Source organism: Mucilaginibacter sp. 21P (assembly GCF_019331605.1).
In the GTDB taxonomy this organism is placed as follows: Bacteria; Bacteroidota; Bacteroidia; order Sphingobacteriales; family Sphingobacteriaceae; genus Mucilaginibacter; species Mucilaginibacter achroorhodeus.
Window position 1 is genome coordinate 1,754,548 of record NZ_CP063061.1, and the last position, 13,536, is coordinate 1,768,083.

12 protein-coding genes are annotated in these 13,536 nt (G+C 40.9%); 6 read left to right on the forward strand and 6 right to left on the reverse strand.

Features of this window, described 5'->3' with window-relative positions; all coding sequences use genetic code 11:
* Window positions 1-5: 5 nt before the first annotated feature.
* From miaA to INP83_RS08025, 6 genes are all read right to left on the reverse strand, one after another.
* Window positions 6-932 carry a tRNA (adenosine(37)-N6)-dimethylallyltransferase MiaA gene (miaA, locus tag INP83_RS08000; RefSeq protein ID WP_219126993.1) on the reverse strand — a complete coding sequence of 309 codons (927 nt, stop codon included), beginning with the start codon at window positions 930-932 and terminating at the stop codon, window positions 6-8.
* Between the two features lie 74 nt (window positions 933-1,006).
* Window positions 1,007-1,678: a plasmid pRiA4b ORF-3 family protein gene (locus tag INP83_RS08005; RefSeq protein WP_146268829.1), complete on the reverse strand. Its 672-nt coding sequence runs from the start codon at window positions 1,676-1,678 to the stop codon at window positions 1,007-1,009.
* A 47-nt stretch (window positions 1,679-1,725) separates the two neighbouring features.
* On the reverse strand, window positions 1,726-3,132 hold the full coding sequence (locus tag INP83_RS08010; RefSeq protein WP_219126994.1) for a CCA tRNA nucleotidyltransferase: 1,407 nt from the start codon (window positions 3,130-3,132) through the stop codon (window positions 1,726-1,728).
* A 55-nt stretch (window positions 3,133-3,187) separates the two neighbouring features.
* The gene (locus INP83_RS08015) at window positions 3,188-3,754 is read right to left on the reverse strand and encodes an L-threonylcarbamoyladenylate synthase (RefSeq protein ID WP_219126995.1); all 567 of its coding nucleotides are present in this window, start codon (window positions 3,752-3,754) and stop codon (window positions 3,188-3,190) included.
* A complete protein-coding gene (locus INP83_RS08020; RefSeq protein ID WP_219126996.1) occupies window positions 3,747-4,772 on the reverse strand; it encodes a glycosyltransferase family 9 protein in 1,026 nt (341 codons plus the stop codon). The genes INP83_RS08015 and INP83_RS08020 overlap by 8 nt, the downstream gene beginning before the upstream one ends.
* A gap of 62 nt (window positions 4,773-4,834) precedes the next feature.
* Window positions 4,835-5,650, reverse strand: coding sequence for a 2,3,4,5-tetrahydropyridine-2,6-dicarboxylate N-succinyltransferase (locus tag INP83_RS08025; protein WP_146269543.1), 816 nt, complete (start codon window positions 5,648-5,650; stop codon window positions 4,835-4,837).
* 171 nt (window positions 5,651-5,821) lie between these two features.
* On the opposite strand from INP83_RS08025, the gene INP83_RS08030 reads away from it, so the two are divergent.
* The 6 genes from INP83_RS08030 to INP83_RS08055 all read left to right on the forward strand — a co-directional run bounded on the left by INP83_RS08030 (window position 5,822) and on the right by INP83_RS08055 (window position 13,529).
* The gene (locus INP83_RS08030; protein ID WP_219126997.1) at window positions 5,822-6,214 is read left to right on the forward strand and encodes an RNA-binding S4 domain-containing protein; all 393 of its coding nucleotides are present in this window, start codon (window positions 5,822-5,824) and stop codon (window positions 6,212-6,214) included.
* A gap of 223 nt (window positions 6,215-6,437) precedes the next feature.
* A complete protein-coding gene (locus tag INP83_RS08035) occupies window positions 6,438-7,262 on the forward strand; it encodes a polysaccharide biosynthesis/export family protein (protein ID WP_219126998.1) in 825 nt (274 codons plus the stop codon).
* Between the two features lie 18 nt (window positions 7,263-7,280).
* Window positions 7,281-9,596, forward strand: a complete 2,316-nt coding sequence (locus INP83_RS08040; RefSeq protein ID WP_219126999.1) for a tyrosine-protein kinase — start codon at window positions 7,281-7,283, stop codon at window positions 9,594-9,596.
* 54 nt (window positions 9,597-9,650) lie between these two features.
* Complete coding sequence (locus INP83_RS08045) at window positions 9,651-10,955, forward strand: nucleotide sugar dehydrogenase (RefSeq protein WP_219127000.1); 1,305 nt, start codon at window positions 9,651-9,653, stop codon at window positions 10,953-10,955.
* Between the two features lie 32 nt (window positions 10,956-10,987).
* On the forward strand, window positions 10,988-12,532 hold the full coding sequence (locus tag INP83_RS08050) for a hypothetical protein (RefSeq protein ID WP_219127001.1): 1,545 nt from the start codon (window positions 10,988-10,990) through the stop codon (window positions 12,530-12,532).
* Complete coding sequence (locus tag INP83_RS08055) at window positions 12,525-13,529, forward strand: polysaccharide biosynthesis protein (protein WP_146268820.1); 1,005 nt, start codon at window positions 12,525-12,527, stop codon at window positions 13,527-13,529. Before INP83_RS08050 ends, INP83_RS08055 begins: the two co-directional genes overlap by 8 nt.
* Window positions 13,530-13,536 lie beyond the last annotated feature (7 nt).

Genomic DNA, 13,536 nt, shown 5'->3' on the forward strand with positions numbered 1-13,536 from the left:
TCTTTTTATGATGAAGGCAATAGCCTGTCAATGGTGGCAATGATATTTTCGGTAAGATTGATATCACTGGTATCTAACCAAATAATATCCTTATCCTTTCTGAACCAGGTGAGTTGCCGTTTTGCAAAACGGCGGGTATTTTGCTTTATTTGTTCAATAGCGTCATCAAGACTTACCTTTCCTGCCAGGTAATCAAATAGCTCTGTGTAGCCTACCGTGTTCAAGGCATTATAGTGTTTGTATTTAACCAAAGCTTCCACCTCGGCTAATAAACCATTTTGCATCATCAGATCAACGCGTTTATTGATACGGTCATACAATGTTTCGCGGGGCATATCTAATGCCAGTTTGATGATATTGAAAGGGCGGGAATTACCTTTAGCCGTGAGGTAAGCGGAGAACGGCTTACCTGTTGCCTCAAACACCTCTAAGGCACGTATAATACGCTGTGGATTGTTCACGTCTACAAGTTGATAGTAATCCGGGTCAACACTTTTCAGGCGCTCCTGAAGCGCGTGAATGCCGTTTATGGCCATTTCTGTATTCAGTCGGTCTCTTATATCCGGGTCGGCAGCGGGGATATCGTCAAAGCCCTCCGTTACGGCTTTGATGTAAAGGCCCGATCCGCCGGCCATAACTACAGTTTTGTTGGCTTTAAAAAGCTCATCCAATAAGTGCAGGCATTCACGTTCGTAATCGCCAACAGAAAACGGTTCTGTTACACTATGTGAATTAACAAAGTAATGGGGAACGGCTGCTAATTCGGCATCGCTTGGTTTAGCCGTGCCTATAGACATTTCGCGGAAAAACTGTCTCGAATCGGCAGATATGATAACTGTATCTAAATGCTGCGCCAGTTGGATAGCTGCGGCTGTTTTACCAGAAGCTGTAGGACCGGCAATTACAATTAATGTGGGGCTTGTATTGTTCATAGGCAGAGAATGGTTTATAGTTCATGGTTCATAGGTTCTTTGCCATGAACTATGAACCACCAACTACCTTCTAATTAATAATCATCGTTACGGCCACTGCGGCGGTCGTCCTCTTCAAAATTATCATCGTCTCCAAAGCCAAATTCGTCTTCTTCACTTTCCTCTTCTTCGTCGTGTTCTTCTTCATCTATACCGTGAGCCTTCTGCGGACTTACTGAATCTGTATCGGTAACTTCAGAAAAGTCTTCTGCATCCTCCGGGTTAAATTGCATCTCATTAAGAAAATCAAAATCCTCGTCAGCTGAAGAAATTACCGTAGGGTTGAAAACGTTTCCGAATTGTTTAGGCGCTTCACCAACGCTTCGTACAACGCTTGGGTAAGTTACAGCTGGATTTTCATCCAAAATGATCTTCATCAGTTCCACATGAAAATCAAAGGGCTTATCAAAGTTGAAAGTGTAGTAAAATTTTTGGTGAGGATCGTCAATGTAGCTGCTTAATTTTGCTTTTTCCATTAAAGGTATCTTTCTATCGATCCTTTTTTGGTTGGGCATATAGGTAATTTCATCACCCTTGGTCCATTGATCGTTGCTCACGTAAAAAGACGAAGGGTAATCGGCTTTGTAGCCGGTAGATTGGTGGATTGCATTGTGAAGATCTTCGAAGGTTTGGTTCGATTTGATATCAATATCGCGCGAAACATCATCGTAATCTTCAAAGGTGATCCTGAACCTGTATAGTGCCATTTTATTTAAGTGAGTTTTTTGTCAAAAATAGATAGTTAAATTCAAATTCAGTTTTCCACAACTTTCAAGCCAATTTCTTTGCCTTTTTCAATTGTGAAGCTGATTGCTGCATCTCTGTCATTAGGAATTTCGCCCTCAAGTATGGCTTCGCGTATTTTATTTTTAATGATACCCACTTCGCGCCCCTCGCTAATGCCAAATAGCTGCATGATATCAAGCCCTGTTACAGGCGGCTGCCAGTTGCGTATGCTATCGCGTTCTTCAACGTCTTTTAGTTTCTGCTGAACCAGCTCAAAATTCTGTCGGTATTTTTTTACCTTATATTCGTTCTTTGTAGTTACGTCTGCTTTACACAACAGCATTAGTGCCTCAATATCCTCGCCTGCATCAAAAAGCAAACGCCTCACGGCAGAATCAGTAACGATAGATTGCGACAAAACGATCGGCCTCAGGTGCAATTGCACCAGCTTTTGCACAAACTTCATCTTATCGTTTAAAGGCAACTTAAGCTGCGTAAATATCTTAGGTACCATGCGGGCACCCTTATCCTCGTGACCGTGAAACGTCCAGCCGTGGCCCTGTTCAAAACGTTTGGTTGCCGGCTTGGCTATATCATGCAAAATGGCAGCCCAGCGTAACCAAAGGTCGCCGGTAGCTTCGCAGATATTATCCAGAACCTGCAGGGTGTGGTAAAAATTGTCCTTATGGCCTTTGCCGTTAATTATCTCCACACCGTACAGCCCCGCCATTTGAGGGAAGATGATGTGCAGCAAACCGGTATCAAACAGGTAATTAAACCCAACAGAAGGTACAGGCGATAGGATGATCTTATTCAGCTCATCAGTAACACGCTCCTGCGATACGATCTTAATGCGCTGCAGGTTGCTTTTGATGGCAGCGACAGCCACCGGATCAATGGTAAAGCTCAGTTGCGAAGCAAAGCGGATGGCCCGCATCATGCGCAACGGGTCATCAGAGAAAGTTTCTACCGGGTTAAGCGGCGTGCGGATCAACTTATTATTCAGATCCACTATACCACCGAAAGGATCTATCAATTCACCGTAATTATCAGGGTGCAAAGAGATAGCCAGCGCGTTTATGGTAAAATCACGGCGCTTTTGGTCATCATCCAGCGTGCCGTTTTCTACAATAGGTTTACGCGAATCAGACCGGTAGCTCTCTTTGCGTGCGCCAACGAACTCTACTTCTACATCCTGGTAGCGCAGCATGGCCGTACCAAAGTTTTTAAATACGGATAGTTTTACGTTGAGTTGGGCAGCAACAGCTTCGGCGAAATCAATACCGTTGCCTAAAATCACAACATCGATATCTTTTGAGGTTCTGTTAAGGAAAATATCACGCACGTAACCACCAATTGCGTAAGCCTGTACATTTTTTTCGGCAGCAAGTTTAGAAATAACAGAAAATACCGGATGTTGCAGGTGTTGTTTCATGGTGGGTTAAGCTGCGAACAGGCTTGTATTTGCAGCAAAAATAGTATTTTACTTCTTAACGGCGAATAAATTCAAAAGTGCCGTTAGGAGCTATCCGCATAATGGTTGATGGCTTTTTAACCTCGGTTAAATACTGGTCAACATCAACCACGTAATCAACGCCATCAATAATTTCCTGCGAGATCTTGCCAAAATACTCAGGAGAAGGTTCTCCGCTAATGTTGGCAGATGTACTAACCAAAGGTTTACGCAGGCGTTGTATCAGCTGCTGGCAAAACGGATGGGTTGAAACGCGTACGCCAACGCTGCCATCTTCGGCAATAAGGGCAGGAGAGATATTTTTTGCGCCCGGCATAACCAGTGTAAGCGGGTTTTCGGCGTATTCTATCAATGTGTAGGCAATATCCGGAACTTTCTGTATGTAGCTTTGTAGTTTGTTATCCACATCAACCAGTATGATCATGCTTTTGCTTTCTTCGCGTTGTTTAAGCGCGAATATGCGTTTAACGGCATCGGTATTAGTGGCATCACAGCCAATGCCCCAAATGGTATCGGTAGGGTAAAGGATAATGCCACCGTCTTGTACTATTTTAAGCGCCTTGTTAACTTCGTCTTTAAGCATAATTAAGGCACAAACTTAAGGCTTTTAAAATTCTTTTCTCATCTAATAACTGCATGCATTTGGGAACACCATATAATTTGCAGGTGTTACGCACGCAGGGCTCACACTCCAGTTGGCCATAACGTATTACCTGCAGGTTATCCTTGTTGTAAGGTGCAGTGTTATTCTCATCCCCGGCGCCAAATAAAACGATGGTAGGTACACCCAGCGCGTTGGCGAGATGAGCAGGGCCGGAGTCTGTTGTCAATACCGCCTTACTGCCTGCCATAAGTTCTGCCAAGCCTTTTAAATTAGTTTTACCTGCTAAATTTTGCAATCGAAGCTGGTTATCTAAGCCTGAAAGTATTTCATCTATAAAAGCTGCCTCTTTAGGTGAACCTACAAAAGCAAAATTCAACTCTGCAAAATGAGTTGTAAGTGTATTGATGATATTCCTGCCTTTATCAACCGGCATACGACGGGATGAGGCTTCGGAATTAAAGTTGATGATAACAGTATTGGAAATATTAGCAGGATTGGCTTTTAACTCAATTTTTCTTTTGGTAGAGGCTTTCCCTGTAAAAGCTTCGAGGAGATGGATATATTCATCCACCCGGTGCGCACCAGCGGGCTTTGTAACAGATCTGGTAAGCAGGAAAATACCACCTTCTTTACGGAAACCAATGCGTTGCTTAGCGCCGGTTGCCCAGGCCATTACAAATGATGAAAGCGAATGAGGTAGGTTAAAAAAGATATCGTACCGCTCAGGCCGTAATGCTTTACCGAAGCGGTAAACACCGCCTAAGCCGGGATGATCCTGTTTGGAAAAGAGATGAACTTTATTGATGCCCGGTATGACTTCAGCAATGCCACTCAACTCTTTTTTGATGATCACATCAATAGTGGCATCGGTGTACTGGGTTTTTACAGCATTAACAAATGCGGTAGCCATCACCACATCGCCAAGCCAGTTGGGAAGCCGGATAAGTATTCGGGGATCTGAGATTTGAGATTTGAGATTTGAGACAGTCTGCATCATCTAAATTTTACAAGATATGCGGTAGCTTATCTCACATCTCAAATCTAACATCTCATATCTATTTAAACCGCAACGTTATTATCTCTCAGCGCATCGTTAAGAGACGTTTTTTTGTCGGTTGATTCTTTGCGTTTACCAATGATCAAAGCGCATGGCACCTGGTATTCGCCGGCAGCAAATTGTTTAGTGTAAGAACCCGGAATAACAACTGAACGCGCAGGGACTCGGCCTTTATACTCCACCGGCGTTGAACCTGTAACGTCAATGATCTTGGTTGATGCCGTTAAAACTACGTTAGCGCCTAATACAGCTTCAGATTCAACGTGTACACCTTCCACAACTATGGCGCGCGAACCAAGGAAACAGTTATCCTCAATAATTACAGGAGAAGCTTGAACAGGCTCCAGCACGCCACCAATGCCCACACCACCGCTAAGGTGAACATGTTTGCCAATCTGCGCGCATGAACCTACTGTTGCCCAGGTATCAACCATAGTGCCTTCATCTACGTAAGCGCCAATGTTTACATAAGATGGCATCATGATAACGCCTTTAGCCAGGTAAGCACCGTAACGGGCAATACCATGCGGTACCACGCGTACGCCAAGCTCCTTATAGTTTGTTTTTAGTTTCATTTTATCGTGGAACACAAACGGGCCTGTTTTAATTTCTTCCATTGCACGGGTCGGGAAGTATAGTATAACTGCCTTCTTTACCCAGTCGTTAGTGTGCCAACGAGAACCAATAAGTTCAGCAACGCGTATCTCGCCTTTGTCTAAACGGTCAATAACAGACTCAATGGCGTTAGTATATTCACCAAAGTTTAAAAGGTTGCGGTCTTCCCAGGCATCCTCAATAAGTTTCTTCAGGTTAAGCATTCGTACAAAAAATAAGTTTTGCCAAATTAAAGGATTTTTAGGGACATTTGTTAGCTTCATTAAGCTAAAAGACAGCACACCTGAATGCGATTTTTAAAAATTGAACAATTTAATTGTAACAACGCAGTTTATTTGGGTGTCAGCATGTGCAGCACTGATCGATGTTAAGATATGCCTGAGAAAGATAAATTAAGAATAGATAAATACCTATGGGCAATAAGGGTATTTAAAACCCGTACGCTTGCTGCCGACGCTTGTAAAGCCGGTAGGGTGAAATTGGATGGCAATAATACCAAACCCTCTCACGAAGTAAAAATAGGTGAAGTATACACGGTATCAAAAGGCCCGGAGAAGCGAGTGATAAAAATAACCGGTTTGCTGGAGAACAGGGTAGATGCCAAAACGGCTGTAAATTTCTACGAAGATATTACCCCCGTAGAACAAACTACCGCTTTTAAATCAATGTTTCATGCACCAGTTTTAACGCGCGACAGAGGCACAGGCAGGCCTACAAAACGCGACAGACGGGAGATTGACGACCTTAAAGATGATTTTTTTAATTAGGTTAAAACAATTATCTTGCACGCGTTTTTGTATGAGCACTTCCTTATACCCCCATTAGGAAATTTACATAGGCGATGCGCAAATAGTTGATAAAATTTAAATTTTGCAACTTGATTCTTTTGCATTATTTTCAATATCTCAATTAGGAGTTATTGGCATACATGACTTTACGTTAGTTTATTCGATAAAAAAATCTAATTTTGCGCCCGTAATACCACAACCTATGAAAAAAAGGCTCTACCTTAAAGTACTTTTCTTTGCTTTCATAATAGCGTCGTTATCATCATGCGTTAGCCAGAAACAAATAGCTTACTTTCAAAAAGATATTAATGGTAAAGATACCATTAGAGTTGCAGAAGCTTATGTGCCTAAAATTCAATCGGGCGATATACTATCAATTTACGTAAGCTCGTTAAACCCTGTTGCCAGCAGTTTTTTTAATCCATACGCTCCTTCGCCCGGATTAGCTTCTGAAACAGCAGGCTCAGGCAATTCAACGCCATCAGTAGGGCAGCAGTCACCTGCAAGCAGCTCAGCCCCGGGTTTTCTGGTAGATCCGCAAGGCAGGATCGAGTTACCTTTGGTTGGTGAAATTACAGCTGCCGGCCGTACTACCTCTGAGCTGCGGGATACTATTAAAAACAGACTTAAAACTTACTTGAAGGAACCGACCGTTAACGTTCGTTTTCTAAATTATAAAATATCGGTAATGGGTGAGGTTGCCAGGCCTTCTGTTTACGTGATCCCAAATGAGAAAGTGACCTTGCCTGAAGCATTAAGTATGGCTGGAGATATCACAATCTTTGGTAAACGTGACAACGTGCTGATTGTAAGGGACAATAACGGAAAGAAGGAGTTTGGGCGGATAAACCTGAACACGAGGGAAGTATATTCATCTCCGTACTACTATTTGCATTCAAATGATATTGTTTACGTTGAACCGGGTAAAGGAAAGATTGCTCAAACCGATAAAACTTATCAAATACTTCCGATAATTTTAAGTGCCCTATCTTTCCTATCTATCATATTTGTTTACAGTAAAAGATAACCGATCCAAGTTCTTAAAATGCAAAATAACGATAGTTTAACTACTGATTTCGAAAACGACGTTCATGAGCAGAGCGTACGCGAAATACTTTTCAAATACATTAGATATTGGAAGTGGTTCTTGTTGTCATTTGTAGTTGCGATGGCGCTGGCCGTTGTTTACCTTAAATTCAGCACACCTGTTTATAAAATTGAAACTGACCTTTTAATAAAAGATAATAAGAGCAATTTAGGCGGCTCTAATGATCTGTTGAAAGACCTCGACATGTTCTCCTCTGATAAGATCATCGATAATGAGATGAATATCATTAAATCGAGAACATTGATAGAAAAGGTTGCAAAAAAGCTGAACTTAACCACGTCATACTTCACAAATAAAAGTATCAGAAGGCAGGAGCTTTACTCGGGTCTTCCGTTTAAGATCGAATTGTTGAAGCCGGGTGGCGATGAGGATGATTATAAGACGATATACAACGTCAATATGATCAATCCTACTCAAATTCAAATAGATGGCAAAACTTATCCGGTAAATACCCCTGTAACTATTAAATCAGGTTTGGTATTAATAACCCCTAACGCTGACGTTCCTCCATCTGTTTTTAAGGATAAATATCAAGTTAAGTTTACTGATATAAGATACATTATTGAAAGTTACAACGCCAAGATAAACGTATCGCCAGTAAGCAAGCAAGCTACTGTTTTGATCATAACACTTGAAGATGCTATACCTGCAAGAGGTAAAGACATCCTAAACAGTTTAGTAGCTGAATACAATAAAGCTGCCATAGAGGATAAAAACCAGGTTACCGCTGCAACCTTATCTTTTATAACAGATAGGTTAAACAAGTTACAAGAGGAATTAGGGGTTGCTGAAAAGAAAGTTGAAAACTTCAAGTCGGGTAATAAAATTACCGATATAAGCGCCCAATCGCAGATATTTTTACAGGGAGTACAAGGGAATGATTCTGATCTGGGCAAGATCAATATACAACTGAACGTGTTGGATAACATGCAGAAGTATATTTCTAATTCAGGTACCGAGGATACCCAGGTACCGGCAATGTTCGGTATTGACGACCCTGCCTTCACTGCGCTTGTTAATCAATTGGGAGAATTGGTGCTAAAAAAACAAAGCCTGCTTCAAACTATACCGGAAACAAACCCGGTTATCACCTCGCTTAACGAGCAAATTAAAACCGTTAAAACAGGTATAAACCAATCGCTACAAAGCCTACGTAATGGATTATTAACCACAAAAAGGCAATTGCAGAGCAAAAGTAATATGTTTAACAATATCATTAGCCAGGTGCCAAGTAAAGAGCGCGGTTTAATTGATGTAATGCGACAACAGGAGATCAAGAACACGTTATTCACCTACTTATTGCAAAAAAGAGAAGAAACTGAGATATCCCTTGCATCAACAGCTTCTGATAGCAGAATAATTGATGCAGCTACCAGCACAAGGGCACCTGTTAAGCCTGTTAGGCAGGTTATTTTCCTATTGTTCATGCTGATAGGTTTCGCCGTGCCGGCGGCTATAATTTATTTTGCAGATCTGCTAAATTTCAAAGTAACCAAAAAGGCTGATATTGAGCGGAATACCCGCGTACCTATCATATCAGAAATTTCGCACTCAACGGATCGTTCACCATTACTGGTATCGGCAAAGCCAAGATCAATGGTATCTGAACAGATAAGGGCCTTAAGAACCAACCTTAATTTTATTATACCTAAGCCGGACCAAAAGGTGATCTTATTTACCTCAAGCATTAGCGGCGAAGGTAAATCGTTCATATCCCTAAACCTTGGGGCCAGTTTGGCAATGTCCGGAAAGAAGGTAGTAATATTAGAGCTTGACTTAAGAAAGCCTAAGCTGCATGGTGGTTTGGAAATGAGTAATGATAGAGGTCTGTCAAATTATTTGATAGGTGAAGTTGCTGTAAAGGACATTGTAAGGCCTATACCACACCAGGAAAATTACTATCTTATTTCAAGTGGTCCTATCCCTCCAAATCCGGCAGAGTTGCTCGTTAACGGTAGAATAGGCGACCTGATATCAGATCTTAAAAATGATTTTGATTACGTTATACTTGACGCACCTCCGGTGGGTTTGGTAACGGATGCACAAATACTTGGTCAGTTTGCTGATACAACGCTATTTGTTGTAAGGCATAATTACACTGCCAAAATACACATCCCGATAATAGAGCAATTTAACAAGCAAAAGAAATTCAAAAATCTTAACCTGGTTATGAACTCAATTGATACCAAAGGCGGATATGGCTATGGTTACGGCTACGGTTATGGTTACGGCTACGGTGGCTACTATGAATAATAGTCATACAAACAAAATCCTGTATAATCACTAAATTATTTACATCTCTTATAAATGGATACTACAAATAATCCTTCTTTTAAAATTGCAATCATTGGTTTAGGCTATGTAGGTTTGCCTTTAGCCGTTGAATTTAGTAAGCAATATGATGTGTTAGGTTTTGACATCAATGAAAGCAGGGTTGCTGAATTGAGTGCCGGCAAAGACAGGACCCAGGAAGCCAATTTAGATGAACTGAATTCGGTTATTTCGGCAAAAGCTAATGGGTTGGAATACGGACTCAGCTTCTCATACGATACAAATGCTCTTGCAAATTATAATGTATTTATTGTAACGGTGCCAACACCAATAGATCAGTTTAAATCACCTGATCTAACGCCTCTGTTAAAGGCTTCGGAAATGCTTGGCAAAATATTGAAACCCGGCGACTTTGTTATCTATGAATCTACTGTATATCCGGGCTGCACTGAAGAAGATTGTGTGCCGGTTTTAGAAAAATTCTCAGGTTTAAAGTTCAATAAGGACTTTTTTGTGGGCTACTCTCCCGAAAGGATAAATCCGGGCGATAAACTGAATACATTAACCAAAATTAAAAAGGTTACCAGTGGTTCCACACCCGAAGCTGCAGAAATTGTTGACCAGTTATATAAATCAATTATTGTTGCCGGCACTCACAAGGCACCAAGCTTAAAGGTGGCAGAAGCTTCAAAGGCTATTGAGAATGCACAGCGCGACGTTAACATTTCTTTCGTAAATGAGCTGTCTTTGATATTCGATAGAATAGGTATTGATACCAACGATGTTATAGAAGCGGCAAGCACGAAGTGGAATTTTTTAAAGTATAAACCCGGTTTGGTTGGCGGTCACTGTATAGGTGTAGACCCTTATTATCTTGCCCATAAAGCTCAGGCTTTAGGTTATCATCCGCAGGTTATATTATCCGGCAGGCGCGTTAACGATCAGATGGGTGCTTTTGTGGCTGACAAGGTTGTTAAGCTGATGATACAAAAGGACATGAAGATCAAAAACTCCGATGCTATTATCATGGGTATCACATTCAAAGAGAACTGCCCTGATGTAAGAAATACCCGTGTTGTTGATATTTACCATGAACTTAAAAACTTTGGTTTAAACGTTTTGATATATGACCCGTTAGCAGATGCCAAAGAGGTTGAACACGAGTACAATGTGAAAGTGCTTAATAAGTTGCCTGAAAACATGCGTTTTGATGCTATAGTTGTAGCTGTTGCTCATACAGAATTCTTAAATTTTGATTACTCGTCCATCAGAAAACCTAATAGTGTTATTTACGATACCAAAGCTTGCCTGGATAGAGAAAGCGTAGATGGCAGGTTGTAACTGCCCGTGTATCTGTTTTAATTATAGCCGCAATGCCAGATAATAGCACTAACAAAAAAATAGCTAAAAACACATTAGTGCTTTATGTGAGGATGTTGCTATCAATGCTGGTAACATTGTTTACATCAAGGGTGGTTTTAAACGCTTTGGGTGTGCAGGATTTTGGCATTTACAACGTTGTTGGCGGTATAATTGTAATGCTCGGTTTTTTTAATAGCGCCATGACCGCTTCTACACAAAGGTTTTTAACCTTTGAATTGGGCAAAAATGATATTACGCAGTTAAGAAAAACCTTTAACATGAGCAGTACAGTGCATGCTATTATAGCAGTAATTGTATTGATATTAGCAGAAACGGTTGGGCTGTACTTTTTGAACCACTACCTACATATCCCGGCGCAGCGCATGTACGCGGCAAATTGGGTTTATCAATTTACCATCTTTGCTTTTATAGTTACGGTAATCAGTGTTCCTTACAACGCGGCAATAATAGCTAACGAGCGTATGAATTTGTACGCTTTTGTAGGGCTGTTTGAGGTTTTTGCAAAACTTGCTATCGCTTTCATATTAACATATGGTCATTTTGATAAACTAATAGTTTATGCAATATTGCTTTTTTTGGTTGCAGTGATCATAAGGATAATTGAGGGCATATACTGCAAAAAACATTTTGTTGAGTGTAGCGAGTACAAGCTTATCTGGGATAAGGAAATGTTTAACAGACTTGGAAGCTTCGCAAGCTGGAACCTGCTTGGTGTTAGTGCGGGCATTGGTTACAACCAGGGCGTTAACATTTTACTGAACATATTTTTTGGCCCAACGGTAAATGCTGCGCGCGGGATAGCCTATCAGGTACAAGGGGCGTTAACCAATTTTGTAACCAATTTTCAGGTTGCGGTAAACCCCGCCATCACTAAAGCCTACGCACAGGATAAAATATCAGAAACATTAAATCTTGTGTTTGCCGCGTCTAAGTTTTCGTTTTATCTATTGTTGTTTTTGTCGCTTCCGATCATAGTTGAAGCGCAATTTATTTTACAGTTGTGGTTAAAAACGGTTCCGTCATACACCGTGACATTTACCCAACTTGTGTTACTCGATGTATTGATTGGCTCTATTTCAGGGGCATTACAAAGCTTGGCGCAGGCTACCGGTAATATAAGGAGATATCAATTAGTCATAAGCGGCATCCTGCTCTTAAACTTGCCTACATCTTACGTATTGCTTAAAATGGGGTTTTCGCCGCAAGTTACGGTATTGGTCTCCATCAGTTTTACGATCGTTGCCCTGATAGCCAGATTAGGCATTCTTAAAGATATTGCTTCGTTACCTGTGTTTCGTTTTACCAAAACAGTTTTATTACAAGCTGTAATGGTGGCAATTCTTGCTTTTATGGCAACCTGGTATACGCGTTCATTACTCACGAACCAGGGTTGGCAATTTATTTTTACGTGTGTAGTTTCGTCATTCTCCATTATTATACTGATTGTGTTTTTGGGGCTTAACAGTTTTGAAAAACAGGCGATAAAGAATTTATATTATAAAAAAATACTTAAAAAAAACCTAAGCGATGTTTAAAGACAAAGTGCTTCTGATAACAGGAGGAACAGGCTCATTTGGTAATGCTGTTCTTAAAAGATTTTTAAATTCTGATTTAAAAGAAATAAGAATATTTAGTCGTGATGAGAAAAAGCAAGACGATATGCGTCATGAGCTTAAATCGTCGCGTGTTAAATTCTATATAGGTGATGTGAGAGAAAGAAGCAGCGTTGATAATGCTATGGATGGTGTTGACTACGTTTTTCACGCAGCAGCATTGAAGCAAGTACCATCATGCGAATTCTTTCCGCTTGAAGCTGTTAGGACAAACGTTCTTGGTACCGAGAATGTGCTTCAGTCTGCCATTGCAAATAAGGTTAAGAATGTAATTGTGTTAAGTACTGATAAAGCCTGTTACCCCATAAATGCAATGGGTATAAGCAAAGCAATGATGGAAAAAGTTGCGATAGCTAAAGGGCGGTCAATAAGTGAAGATAGTGGAACAGTAATTTGCTGTACCAGGTACGGTAACGTTATGGGCAGCAGGGGGTCTGTTATCCCGCTTTGGCTTGATCAGATAAAGGCAGGTAAAAAGATAACGATAACCGATCCTAACATGACGCGCTTTATGATGACCCTTGAAGATGCGGTTGATCTGGTACTGTTTGCTTTCAACAATGGTAAAAACGGTGACCTATTTATTCAAAAAGCGCCTGCGGCAACCTTAGAGGTTTTGTCTAAAGCTTTACATGAACTTTGTGATAAACAGGAAGCAATAGAAATAATAGGTACAAGGCATGGTGAAAAATTTTATGAGTCGCTGGTTACCCGTGAGGAGTTGGCAAAGTCTCATGATCTTGGAGATTATTACCGCATCCCTTGCGATGGCCGTGATCTAAATTACGACAAGTATTTTGTTGAGGGGGAAGAGAAAGTTGCCGAGTTTGATGATTATCACTCGCACAACACCCGTAGGCTTAATGTGGAAGAAATGAAAGAAATGCTGTTGAAGTTAGACATTATTAAAGCGCTGTAAATAATAG

Excerpts from the sequence above, each read along its gene's own strand:
- miaA (WP_219126993.1), bottom strand. The coding sequence starts at position 932 with ATGAACAATACAAGCCCCACATTAATTGTAATTGCCGGTCCTACAGCT.
- INP83_RS08005 (WP_146268829.1), bottom strand. The coding sequence starts at position 1,678 with ATGGCACTATACAGGTTCAGGATCACCTTTGAAGATTACGATGATGTT.
- INP83_RS08010 (WP_219126994.1), bottom strand. The coding sequence starts at position 3,132 with ATGAAACAACACCTGCAACATCCGGTATTTTCTGTTATTTCTAAACTT.
- INP83_RS08015 (WP_219126995.1), bottom strand. The coding sequence starts at position 3,754 with ATGCTTAAAGACGAAGTTAACAAGGCGCTTAAAATAGTACAAGACGGT.
- INP83_RS08020 (WP_219126996.1), bottom strand. The coding sequence starts at position 4,772 with ATGATGCAGACTGTCTCAAATCTCAAATCTCAAATCTCAGATCCCCGA.
- INP83_RS08025 (WP_146269543.1), bottom strand. The coding sequence starts at position 5,650 with ATGCTTAACCTGAAGAAACTTATTGAGGATGCCTGGGAAGACCGCAAC.
- INP83_RS08030 (WP_219126997.1), top strand. The coding sequence starts at position 5,822 with ATGCCTGAGAAAGATAAATTAAGAATAGATAAATACCTATGGGCAATA.
- INP83_RS08035 (WP_219126998.1), top strand. The coding sequence starts at position 6,438 with ATGAAAAAAAGGCTCTACCTTAAAGTACTTTTCTTTGCTTTCATAATA.
- INP83_RS08040 (WP_219126999.1), top strand. The coding sequence starts at position 7,281 with ATGCAAAATAACGATAGTTTAACTACTGATTTCGAAAACGACGTTCAT.
- INP83_RS08045 (WP_219127000.1), top strand. The coding sequence starts at position 9,651 with ATGGATACTACAAATAATCCTTCTTTTAAAATTGCAATCATTGGTTTA.
- INP83_RS08050 (WP_219127001.1), top strand. The coding sequence starts at position 10,988 with ATGCCAGATAATAGCACTAACAAAAAAATAGCTAAAAACACATTAGTG.
- INP83_RS08055 (WP_146268820.1), top strand. The coding sequence starts at position 12,525 with ATGTTTAAAGACAAAGTGCTTCTGATAACAGGAGGAACAGGCTCATTT.